The organism is Shewanella donghaensis (genome assembly GCF_007567505.1).
Classification (GTDB): Bacteria; Pseudomonadota; Gammaproteobacteria; order Enterobacterales; family Shewanellaceae; genus Shewanella; species Shewanella donghaensis.
Map to the genome: position 1 here is coordinate 3,620,828 of NZ_CP041783.1, position 11,416 is coordinate 3,632,243.

General features: G+C 41.6%; 10 protein-coding genes. 9 read left to right on the forward strand and 1 reads right to left on the reverse strand.

What is annotated here, in order from left to right; translation table 11 throughout:
- Nucleotides 1-542: 542 nt before the first annotated feature.
- The 6 genes from leuA (at nt 543) to glpK (ending at nt 8,759) form a co-directional block, all read left to right on the forward strand.
- Nucleotides 543-2,111 (forward strand): 2-isopropylmalate synthase, encoded by a 1,569-nt coding sequence (gene leuA, locus FPK91_RS15645; RefSeq protein ID WP_144212190.1) that lies wholly within the window; start codon nt 543-545, stop codon nt 2,109-2,111.
- Complete coding sequence (gene leuB / locus FPK91_RS15650) at nt 2,108-3,202, forward strand: 3-isopropylmalate dehydrogenase (protein ID WP_144212192.1); 1,095 nt, start codon at nt 2,108-2,110, stop codon at nt 3,200-3,202. The genes leuA and leuB overlap by 4 nt, the downstream gene beginning before the upstream one ends.
- Complete coding sequence (gene leuC / locus FPK91_RS15655) at nt 3,202-4,605, forward strand: 3-isopropylmalate dehydratase large subunit (RefSeq protein ID WP_144212194.1); 1,404 nt, start codon at nt 3,202-3,204, stop codon at nt 4,603-4,605. Before leuB ends, leuC begins: the two co-directional genes overlap by 1 nt.
- Nucleotides 4,606-4,629: 24 nt before the next feature.
- Nucleotides 4,630-5,235, forward strand: a complete 606-nt coding sequence (gene leuD / locus FPK91_RS15660) for a 3-isopropylmalate dehydratase small subunit (protein WP_144212196.1) — start codon at nt 4,630-4,632, stop codon at nt 5,233-5,235.
- A 535-nt stretch (nt 5,236-5,770) separates the two neighbouring features.
- The gene (locus tag FPK91_RS15665; RefSeq protein ID WP_144212198.1) at nt 5,771-7,108 is read left to right on the forward strand and encodes an outer membrane protein transport protein; all 1,338 of its coding nucleotides are present in this window, start codon (nt 5,771-5,773) and stop codon (nt 7,106-7,108) included.
- A 169-nt stretch (nt 7,109-7,277) separates the two neighbouring features.
- Nucleotides 7,278-8,759 (forward strand): glycerol kinase GlpK, encoded by a 1,482-nt coding sequence (glpK, locus tag FPK91_RS15670; RefSeq protein WP_144212200.1) that lies wholly within the window; start codon nt 7,278-7,280, stop codon nt 8,757-8,759.
- A gap of 122 nt (nt 8,760-8,881) precedes the next feature.
- On the opposite strand, the gene FPK91_RS15675 is transcribed toward glpK, so the two are convergent.
- Entirely contained in the window at nt 8,882-9,127 is a 246-nt protein-coding gene (locus FPK91_RS15675) for a hypothetical protein (RefSeq protein ID WP_144212202.1), read from the reverse strand.
- Nucleotides 9,128-9,660: 533 nt separating this feature from the next.
- Between FPK91_RS15675 and mraZ the strand changes: the two genes are divergently transcribed.
- Genes mraZ through ftsL form a run of 3 tightly spaced genes read left to right on the forward strand, consistent with a single transcriptional unit; the run spans nt 9,661 to nt 11,414 of the window.
- Complete coding sequence (gene mraZ / locus FPK91_RS15680; RefSeq protein WP_144212204.1) at nt 9,661-10,119, forward strand: division/cell wall cluster transcriptional repressor MraZ; 459 nt, start codon at nt 9,661-9,663, stop codon at nt 10,117-10,119.
- 23 nt (nt 10,120-10,142) lie between these two features.
- Nucleotides 10,143-11,084, forward strand: coding sequence for a 16S rRNA (cytosine(1402)-N(4))-methyltransferase RsmH (rsmH, locus tag FPK91_RS15685; protein WP_144212206.1), 942 nt, complete (start codon nt 10,143-10,145; stop codon nt 11,082-11,084).
- A gap of 15 nt (nt 11,085-11,099) precedes the next feature.
- Nucleotides 11,100-11,414, forward strand: a complete 315-nt coding sequence (gene ftsL, locus FPK91_RS15690) for a cell division protein FtsL (RefSeq protein WP_144212208.1) — start codon at nt 11,100-11,102, stop codon at nt 11,412-11,414.
- The last annotated feature ends 2 nt before the right edge of the window (nt 11,415-11,416 follow it).

The window sequence follows — 11,416 nt, forward strand, 5'->3', positions numbered from 1 at the left end:
TTTATATAACGAAAACGTGTTTTGACATAGATTATTTAGAGAAATAGTCATGTTATTTTTTGCATATTTTTATGAACCAAAAAAAGTGACAAATTACGTGTAAACAGCAGTGTACGGGCATGTGGACATTTATTTTCATTAGTAAACTAAGTCTTAATAATACTTTCAAGCCAAACCTATGGTCAAAAGATGAATAAATTGGGGTTGACACAGCAAGCTGGTCAGGATAAAAAGTAGGTATACATAAATTTAATGACAGAATAATTAGTTAATTAAAATGAATAGTTATAGCGGTAACATCTTACTGGGTCTCCTTCTTCTCTTACGCAATATTTGCGCGGAGTCCTTTGTGTTACAGGCTAAATAAGTTTACTAGCATTCACAAACCCCGCGCTAATAGCCGCGGGGTTTTTTGTTTCTGCTCTAGAGTAATTTTATATACCAAACAAACAATCTAATGAAACAAATGAGGCTTACCTCAAAAATCATTAGTAAACCGAACAAACTTTAACGTGAACAACAAGATTCGATGGAGAAAACAGATGTCCGATAGAGTCATAATATTTGATACCACATTGAGAGACGGCGAGCAGGCGTTAGCGGCAAGTTTAACGGTGAAAGAAAAGCTGCAAATCGCACTGGCTCTTGAACGTCTTGGTGTTGATGTTATGGAAGTAGGCTTTCCGGTGTCATCTCCTGGTGATTTCCAGTCAGTTCAAACCATTGCTAAAACCATCAAGAATAGCCGAGTGTGCGCTTTATCTCGTGCATTAGAAAAAGATATCGATGCCGCAGCACAGGCATTATCTGTTGCTGATCAATTTCGAATTCATACCTTTATTTCAACCTCAACGATTCACGTTGAAAGTAAATTAAAGCGTTCATTTGATGATGTATTAGAAATGGCTGTAAACGCCGTTAAATACGCTCGTCGTTTTACTGATGACGTTGAGTTCTCTTGTGAAGATGCTGGGCGTACGCCGATGGATAACCTTTGCCGTATGGTAGAACAAGCCATTAAAGCTGGCGCTCGAACCATTAATATCCCAGATACGGTGGGTTACACAATACCAAGTGAGTTTGGCAATATTATTCAAACCCTATTCAACCGTGTGCCGAATATCGACCAAGCAGTTATTTCAGTTCATTGTCATGACGATTTAGGTTTATCAGTAGCCAACTCTATTACTGCTGTTGAACATGGTGCCCGCCAAATTGAATGTACCGTTAATGGTATTGGTGAGCGTGCAGGTAACTGTTCATTAGAAGAAATAGCGATGATTTTGGCCACTCGCAAGAATTTGCTTGGGCTTGAAAACAACATCAATGCTAAAGAAATTCACCGTACCTCATCGCTTGTTAGCCAGTTATGTAATATGCCTATTCAAGCGAACAAAGCGGTAGTCGGTACCAATGCATTTTCGCATTCATCAGGTATTCATCAAGATGGCATGCTAAAAGCCAAAAATACCTATGAGATTATGACCCCAGAAAGTATTGGTCTTAATCGTAATAACTTGAATATGACCTCACGTTCTGGTCGTCACGTTATTAAACATCGTATGGAAGAGATGGGCTACAAACAAACTGATTATGATATGGACAGCCTATATGAGCAGTTCTTGAAATTGGCAGATAAGAAAGGCCAAGTATTCGATTATGATCTTGAAGCATTAGTGTTTATTGAAGCGCAATCCCAGGATGATGATAACTATTCATTAGAACATCTAATGGTGCATTCGGATTCAACCGAAGGGGTTGCCACTGCCACAGTGCGTATAGTGGTTGATGATAAAGAAATCACTGAAGCGGCAACGGGTAATGGCCCAGTTGATGCGGCATACAATGCGATTGCCCGTGCAACGGGTCGTAGCATCAATATTACCAATTATAAATTAAGCGCTAAAGGTGAGGGTCAAAACGCCTTAGGCCAAGTGGATATAACTGCTGAATATAATCAGCAGACATTCCATGGTGTCGGCTTGGCAACTGATGTTGTCGAATCATCAGCTCAGGCGTTAGTTCATGTGATGAACCTAACGTACCGTGCAGATAAAGTGGCCGATTTTAAACAACAAATTCATAAAGATAGGGAGTTAGGTGGAGTATGAGTTATCAAGTAGCTGTATTGGCCGGTGATGGTATTGGACCAGAAGTAATGGCTGAGGCACGTAAAGTGCTAAATGAAGTTGAAGCCCGATTTGATCTAGACATTGAATATGCCGAGTACGATGTGGGTGGTATTGCCATTGATAACCATGGTTGCCCACTTCCTGATGCAACTTTAAAAGGTTGTGAAGCCTCTGATGCGATTTTATTCGGTAGCGTGGGTGGCCCTAAATGGGAAAACTTAGCGCCGAACGATCAACCTGAACGTGGCGCACTATTGCCGCTACGCGGTCACTTTGAATTGTTTTGTAATTTACGCCCAGCAAAATTACACGCTGGTCTTGAACATATGTCACCACTGCGTAGCGATATTTCTTCGCGTGGCTTTGATGTGTTGTGTGTACGTGAATTAACTGGTGGTATTTACTTTGGTAAGCCAAAAGGTCGTCAAGGCGAAGGCCAAGACGAAGAAGCCTTTGATACCATGCGCTACAGCCGTAAAGAAATCCAGCGTATTGCCCATATTGCTTTTCAGTCGGCTCAAGGTCGCAGTAAAAAAGTCACTTCAGTGGATAAAGCTAATGTATTAGCCTGTTCAGTGTTATGGCGTGAAGTGGTTGAAGAAGTCGCTAAAGACTACCCTGATGTGGAGCTTGAACATATCTACATCGACAATGCCACAATGCAATTATTACGTCGTCCGAATGAATTTGATGTGATGCTTTGTTCGAATCTATTTGGTGACATAGTGTCAGACGAAATTGCCATGTTAACCGGTTCAATGGGGCTATTATCGTCAGCCAGCTTAAATAGCAGCGGTTTTGGTATGTATGAACCTGCTGGTGGCAGTGCGCCTGATATTGCAGGCCAAGGCATTGCTAACCCTGTGGCGCAAATTCTATCTGCAGCCCTATTACTGCGTCACAGCTTAAAGCTTGAAGATGCCGCTAGCGCGATAGAGCGCGCAGTAGGCAAAGCCTTGTCAGCGGGTTACTTAACTGGTGAGCTATTAAGTAGCGATGAGCGTCATAACGCGAAATCAACCTGTGAAATGGGTGACTATATCGCTAATGCTATTAAGGAAGGTGTCTAATGGCAGCAAGAACGTTATATGAAAAAGTATGGGATGCACATATTGTCGCATCACCTGATTCAGAGGCGCCAATAGTTTATGTTGACCGTCATTTAGTGCATGAGGTGACTTCACCGCAAGCATTTAGCGGTTTGAAAACAGCTGGTCGTAGATTACGTGCGCCTGAAAAAACTTTTGCGACCATGGATCATAATATTTCGACATTGAGTGCAAGCCTTGATGCTATGAGCCCAATGGCGCGTATTCAGGTGGAAACCTTAGCGCAAAATTGTAAAGAATTTGGCGTAAAGCTATATGATATTCATCATCCTAACCAAGGTATTGTGCATGTAATGGGCCCTGAGCTTGGTATTACATTGCCAGGTACTGTAATTGTTTGTGGTGATTCACATACTGCAACTCACGGGGCATTTGGCGCGTTAGCATTTGGGATTGGCACCTCTGAAGTTGAACATGTTTTAGCAACCCAGACTTTACGTCAGCTAAAAGCAAAAAACATGAAGATTGAAGTACGTGGACATGTTGCTGAAGGCATTACGGCTAAAGATATCGTATTGGCTATCATCGGCCGTCTAGGTATGGATGGCGGTACCGGTTACGTAGTTGAGTTTTGCGGTGAAGCCATTGAAGCCTTATCCATGGAAGGTCGTATGACCTTGTGTAATATGGCCATTGAAATGGGTGCTAAAGCCGGCATGGTAGCACCAGATCAAACCACATTTGATTATCTTGAAGGTCGTGAGTTTTCTCCAAAAGGCGAAGATTGGACCCAAGCTATAGCAGATTGGACTGCGCTTAAAACGGATGCTGAAGCAACTTTTGATGCAGAAGTGGTACTTGAAGCTGCAGATATTGCACCTCAGTTAACCTGGGGCACCAATCCAGGGCAAGTGGTTTCCATTGATGCACAAGTACCTAGCCCTGAGTCTGAGTCGAATCCAACCGTGCGTGGCAGTATCGAAAAAGCGCTTGAATATATCGGACTGACTTCTGGCACAAACATGGTTGATATTCCCATCAACAAAGTTTTTATTGGTTCATGTACTAACTCTCGTATCGAAGATTTACGTGCTGCAGCCCATCATGCTAAAAACCGTAAAGTAGCCGAAGGTGTTGTCGCGATTGTGGTACCAGGTTCTGGACAGGTGAAGCTGCAAGCAGAAGCGGAAGGATTAGATAAGATATTCCTAGAAGCAGGTTTTGAATGGCGTTTGCCTGGTTGCTCTATGTGTCTGGCGATGAACGATGACCGATTAGAGGCTGGCGATCGCTGTGCATCTACCAGTAATCGTAACTTTGAAGGCCGCCAAGGGCGTGGCAGTCGAACTCACTTAGTGAGCCCCGCGATGGCAGCAGCTGCTGCAATTGCCGGTCACTTTGTTGATATTCGTAAGCCTTATTAACTGCCAACCCACTAGGAGAAACAGATGCAAGCTTTTACAGCACATACGGGCTTAGCGGTTGCAATAGATAGCGCAAATATTGATACCGACCAAATTATCCCTAAGCAGTTTTTATCAAAGGTCACTCGTGATGGTTTTGGGGTGCACTTATTTCATGATTGGCGTTATTTAGATGACGCGGGCGAGCAACCTAACCCGACTTTTTCACTTAATCTACCGCGCTATAAAGGTGCGTCTATTTTATTAGCTCAAGAAAACTTTGGCTGTGGCTCAAGCCGGGAACATGCTCCTTGGGCATTAGCCGATTTTGGTTTGCGGGTTGTTATCGCCCCCACTTTTGCAGATATTTTTTACGGCAATTCCATTAATAATGGCTTTTTACCAGTGAAGTTAACCGCAGAAGAAGTCAGTCAATTAATGGCTGAAGTGGCAGCGCAAGAAGGCGCCGAGATAACGGTAGACTTAGAAACGTTAACGGTTACGTCTCCAAAAGGCAGCAAATTCAGTTTTTCAATGGCCGAGTCAGCAAGGCACAAGTTATTGAATGGATTGGATGCTATTGGCTTAACATTAGAATTTGAACACGCTATTACCGCTTACGAAGCCAAAATTCCAGCTTGGCGGAGTTAATGATTTTGGGGCAAAATGAGGGAATTGTTAGCTTAATATAAATCATTAACATTTGAGCTTACACTTGTACTAAAAATGTATTTAATAAAACCTTCTAACTAACGTTGGAAGGTTTTTTTATGCTTTTGATTGTTCTGCTACCGGTAAGTGATTGAATAATATTATTATTTTTAACTGGTTAATTTGGTTTGTAAATAAGTAGCTAGATTCACTGCAGTTTTCAGCGATCTAATGTTAGCTTTAAATTTATTTGTAATCATCTGATTATTAGTAATAATTTCTTATATTTATTAGTGAGAGATATTTCTTCAGCGAATTAATTTTCTAAAATTACAGCTAATAAGACAAATTAGTGTGATCCTAGTCACTTAAAATTCTTCATTATAATAGAAAGGCAGTTATTCCCTCTGTTTTATGGCTTTTAGTTGTAAATATATTCTGCATAAGTACACTTGCGTCGATTTCAAATTGAGCAATTGCTCTAATGATGTAAGAGATTCAGCAAATTGTAGATTTGCATAAGCAGAGACTAATAATGAAAAAGAAAATATTAACCGTGGCAGTAAGTGCCATGCTTTTAGGGGCAACAACTCAAGTAAGTGCAGCTGGCTTTCAATTAGCTGAATATTCATCAACAGGCCTAGGCCGTGCATTTGCTGGTGAAGCTGCAATGGCTGACAACGCAGGCGCTCAGGCTAAAAACCCTGCAATGCTAACTTATCTTGAAGGGCGTCAACTTTCAGCTGGTGCAATCTACATTATGCCTAATGTTGATGTACTTGGTGATATTAGTCTTTCGTCGCCTTTATTAGGACCAGATCCAATTGTTATCCCTAGTGATGCGAAGGATTTTGCCGGTGATGCACTGGTACCCAATTTCTACTACTCAAACCAACTTAATGATAAGTGGACCTGGGGTTTAGCCCTTAACTCTAATTATGGTTTAGCGACGGAATTAGATGCGACTCATCCTGCTGCCATTTTTGGTGATGATACGGCTATTACCACAATAGAGTTTAATCCTAACATTGCTTATAAAGTGAATGATGCCGTTAGCATTGGTGCTGGTTTGCGTGTTGTTTATGGTGAAGGTAATGTGGGTGCATCTGTACCAGGCTGGATTGAAGGTATACCACAACTGCCAATCGAAGCGGGTACAAGCCTTAAATATTTGGAAGGTGATGATATTGCGTTTGGTTGGAAAATTGGTTCTAGCTGGCAAATTAATAACGACCATCGTCTTGGTTTTGCTTATCACAGTGGTGTAGAGCTGGAATTAGATGGTCATGCATCAGGTCTTGCTTATGATGGCGGGGATCCAACCGTTAGTATTGAAGGTAATTTACCGATTGAATTGCCTGCATTTGCTGAAATTGCATCCCATCACCAATTAACGGAAAACTGGGCCATGCACGCCAGCGTTAACTGGACTCAGTGGAGTGTCTTTGATGAGTTAGTCGCTTATTTCCCTGGTGAAATAAAACCTATCGATCCGTCAACTGGACTACCAATCGAGTCTGATTTAGTTAAAGAAGAGCACTTTAAAGACAACTGGCGCTTCGCCTTAGGCACGACTTACCAGCTAAATGATAAATGGTTAGTCCGTGGCGGTATGGCGTTAGATAATGGCGCTGCTCAAGATGAGTACCGCTCTACCACTATTCCAGACTCTGACCGTTTATGGTTTAGTGCCGGTGCGGGTTATCAAGCCAGTAAAAACCTTACTGTTGATTTTGCCATTACGTACATTAAAGGCATTGGTGATGCGCCAATCGATGAGACTCAAGAGTTACTAGGTTCATCAATTAATTACAGCGGCGATGTTGAGGCTGATGTTTGGTTAGCGGGTGTGCAATTTAGCTATAAAATGTAGCCAGCATTATTGTTGATACATCAAAGCCTCGCCATTGCGGGGCTTTTTGTTATCTGCGGTTTAATCTGTCATGATTTTAATCAGTATCAGATAATAATCCTGCTAACTTGTTAACCCAGAAAATCTGATTATTATTAACTAAAAACAGTATCGACTTTAAAGGCTGCAGATGAATCCAAAGAAATATGTCATTGCGTTAGATCAGGGAACGACAAGTTCACGTGCGATAGTCTTCGACCATAAAGCCAATATGGTTGCAGTTGCTCAGCGAGAATTTACTCAGGTATACCCGCAAGCAGGTTGGGTAGAGCATGATCCCATGGAAATATGGTCATCTCAAAGTTCGTCATTAATCGAAGTACTGGCAAGAGCAGCCATTAGCAGTGAAGAAGTTGCAGCCATAGGCATTACCAATCAACGTGAAACCACCGTGGTTTGGAATAAGCATACAGGTAAGCCAGTTTACAATGCGATTGTATGGCAATGTCGTCGAAGTCAGGGTATTTGTCAGCAATTAAAAGCGGATGGGCTAGAAGCGTATATCAAGTCTGCAACCGGCTTAGTATTAGACCCTTATTTTTCAGCTTCAAAAATTAAATGGATTTTAGATAACGTCGAAGGTGCAAGACAGAAGGCTGACGCTGGAGAGTTATTATTTGGCACCATAGATACCTGGTTAGTGTGGAAGCTGACAAAAGGTAAAGTCCATGTCACTGAGCCAACCAATGCTTCAAGAACCATGTTATTTAATATTCATCAACAACAATGGGATGAAAAGCTACTAAAAGCTTTTGATATTCCTAAGTCGATGTTACCGGAAGTGAAACCCTCATGTGCGGTATACGGGGCGACCAGTATTGTAGGCGGTGATATTGCGGTTGCAGGAATGGCGGGGGATCAACAGTCAGCATTATTCGGGCAGTTGTGTTTTGAACCTGGAATGGCCAAGAATACCTATGGTACAGGTTGCTTCTTATTGATGAACACAGGCAATAAGGCCGTGACATCAAGCCATGGATTATTAACCACAATAGCCATAGGTGGAGACTTAAAAGTTAACTATGCCTTGGAAGGCGCTGTATTTATGGGCGGAGCTGTTATTCAATGGCTTCGTGATGAAATGGGTTTAATCCAGGATGCACAAGATACTGAATATTTTGCCAATAAAGTCGATGATACCAATGGGGTTTATTTAGTGCCGGCTTTTGTTGGTTTGGGCGCGCCATATTGGCAGCCAGATGCTCGTGGCGCTATTGTAGGATTAACCCGTGGAGCTAATCGCAGCCATATTATTCGTGCGGCGTTAGAAGCTATTGCTTATCAAAGCAAAGATTTACTCGAAGCAATGACACAAGATTCTGGGGTGGAGCTTAAACAAATTAGAGTGGATGGCGGCGCAGTGGCTAATGATTTTTTAATGCAGTTTCAAGCTGATATTAGTGATGTGGATGTTATTAGGCCACAAGTGACTGAAACCACAGCAATGGGAGCGGCCTTTTTAGCAGGACTTGCGGTTAATTTTTGGCAGTCTACCGACGAACTACATGATATTGCGGTTACAGATAAACAGTTTAGTTCTGCAATGGACGATAATTCACGACAACGGCTATACAGCGGTTGGAAAAAGGCGGTCAGCCAAACGACCAATTAGCACAAGCACGATATACAAGAACTGATACAAGTGCTTAGACAATTACTTACAGAAGCACGCTATAAAACAGCTTTGCTTGAAATCACGAGATTTAAGCACTTCGTCGAGGATATTGAGATTAGTTAAATCTCAATATCAATATGTTGACCTTGATCTTCATCATGCAGATCTTTAGTTGCGCTATTTGTGCTGTCATTCTGAGTTATCTGTTTTGTGCTCACTTGCTTTGGTGGCACTTGAGACTGTGGAGCTTCATGACTATCAGCACTAATAAGCTGGCTATCGCTAACCTTTTTTACATCCCTTTTAAATGTGCCTACTTGTTTTGGTGGTCTAGCCGTAATCGCATAAAGACTGTCTAAACTCATAATTACCTCCTTAACACTAAAATTATTATACCTTGTTATCGGCCTGGGGTGGTTAAAGTTTAATCTATTCTGGTTTGGTTTTATCAATACAGTTAGCATCTCAAATGACGATGCTGATTAGTGCTCGAATCATTTAAGTGAGTAGAGCGTATTTTTAAGTTTTTGACATGAGTGATAGCCAATACAACTTCTATCACACATTGGATGGATATTTATTTGAAAATCGACCCCTTAAATAATGGGTAATTGTTATTTTTGTATAAAAAACGTCACATTTAAGATCGGTATTCCCACATTTATCACTTAAAAACGGGCTCTTATGTCTATGGTTTCGTTCATTTAGCATCATAGAATCCACTTTTTACCACCTTGTACAAATCAAAATAAATTTGCTGCTAACCCGCTTCAGAACTGGATTTAATTAATTTTTTCATCCCTTGACATTACTTGTGTTCTATCCCTAAACTTAAGGGTTGTGGGGAATTGTGGATATTTGTGGGATTTTTAATAACAAATCATAGGAATTAATCATCGTGTTTCGTGGTGCCAGTGCGATAAATATGGATGCAAAAGGACGGATCGCAATACCAATGCGCTACCGGGATTCCTTGCGCGCCGAGCACAATGGCATTGTCGTTATCACTGTTGATATCCAATCGAGATGTTTATTAATTTACCCAATCCATGAATGGGAGTTGATAGAGGCAAAGTTAATGCTGCTATCAGATACCGATAAAGTTGAACGATCAATGAAACGAAGGTTATTAGGCCACGCTCATGAATGTGAGTTAGATGGTAATGGTCGTGCACTTGTTCCTCCTGCGTTAAGGCAATATGCCGCGCTCCAAAAGAAAACCATGTTAGTGGGTTTGCTGAATAAGTTTGAATTGTGGGATGAAGCTGCTTGGCAGTCTCAAATGGATGAAAGCCATGAACTGATACAAGCTGAAGATCTTGCTAGCCATGAAAGATTAGCTAATTTTTCATTATAAATAATTAATTTAAGAAGAGTCTGATGAGTCAAGAATTTGCCCATTTATCTGTACTACTGAAAGAAACCGTTGATGGTTTAAACATCCAAGAGGATGGCATCTATATCGATGGCACCTTTGGGCGTGGTGGTCATTCTAGACATGTGCTGAGTCAGCTGGGTGAAAACGGTCGCTTGATCGCAATCGATAGAGACCCACAAGCTATTGAAGCTGCAAAGCAGTTTGCTGATGATCCTCGATTTCAGATAGTCCATGGTGGTTTTGGCCAGTTAGCGGAATACGTCACTGATTTAGGCCTTGAAGGTAAAATTGATGGCGTGTTACTCGATCTTGGTGTTTCGTCACCTCAGTTAGACGATGCCGAACGTGGCTTTAGTTTTTTACGTGATGGCCCGTTAGATATGCGTATGGATAATAGCCAGGGCCAAACAGCAGCACAGTGGATTGCCAGAGCTGAAATCGAAGATATGGCTTGGGTATTTAAGACATATGGTGAAGAGAAAAACTCGCGTCATATTGCCCGCTGCATTGCCGCAGACCGTGACGAGAAACCTTTTTTAAGAACCAAAGATTTAGCCGATTTGATTGCGCGTATTACCAAAAATAAAGAGCGAAATAAACATCCGGCGACGCGAGTGTTTCAGGCTATCAGAATTTATATCAACAGCGAGTTAGAACAGATAGATCAAGCCCTTGAAGGTGCTGTTTCAATTTTAGCACCAGAAGGTCGCCTATCAGTGATCAGTTTTCACTCATTGGAAGATCGCATGGTGAAACGATTTATTCGTCGCCATAGCCAAGGTGCAGAAGTGCCTCACGGTTTACCGATTACTGAAGCTGAATTAAATAAATCTAAAAAATTAAAAGCGATTGGCAAAGCAATGAAACCTTCGGATGTGGAAATTGAACAAAATCCTCGTTCACGAAGCTCGGTATTGCGTGTTGCACAACGACTTGAATATTAAGAGTGTGAGGTTGGATTGGCTGAGTCATCAATAAAATTATCACGAATTGTTTTAGCTGATATCTGGCGACATAAGTGGATTGTATTTTTGATTTTAGTGGTGCTCGGCAATGCGGTAGTGGTGGTTTATACCAGCCATGCAACCCGTAAGCTGACTTCGCAGTTAGATCAATTATTGCAAGGGCGTGACCGTTTAGACATTGAATGGCGCAACTTGTTATTGGAAGAGCAATCTAAATCTGAGCATAGCCGGGTAACTAGAATTGCCACCAAAGAGTTAAAAATGGTGCGACCACTACCAAAAGAAGAAGTGGTTATTAGGCTGCAATGAGA

Bases quoted from the DNA above. Each gene is read 5' to 3' on its own strand.
- leuA (WP_144212190.1), top strand. From the start codon at position 543: ATGTCCGATAGAGTCATAATATTTGATACCACATTGAGAGACGGCGAG.
- leuB (WP_144212192.1), top strand. From the start codon at position 2,108: ATGAGTTATCAAGTAGCTGTATTGGCCGGTGATGGTATTGGACCAGAA.
- leuC (WP_144212194.1), top strand. From the start codon at position 3,202: ATGGCAGCAAGAACGTTATATGAAAAAGTATGGGATGCACATATTGTC.
- leuD (WP_144212196.1), top strand. From the start codon at position 4,630: ATGCAAGCTTTTACAGCACATACGGGCTTAGCGGTTGCAATAGATAGC.
- FPK91_RS15665 (WP_144212198.1), top strand. From the start codon at position 5,771: ATGAAAAAGAAAATATTAACCGTGGCAGTAAGTGCCATGCTTTTAGGG.
- glpK (WP_144212200.1), top strand. From the start codon at position 7,278: ATGAATCCAAAGAAATATGTCATTGCGTTAGATCAGGGAACGACAAGT.
- FPK91_RS15675 (WP_144212202.1), bottom strand. From the start codon at position 9,127: ATGAGTTTAGACAGTCTTTATGCGATTACGGCTAGACCACCAAAACAA.
- rsmH (WP_144212206.1), top strand. From the start codon at position 10,143: ATGAGTCAAGAATTTGCCCATTTATCTGTACTACTGAAAGAAACCGTT.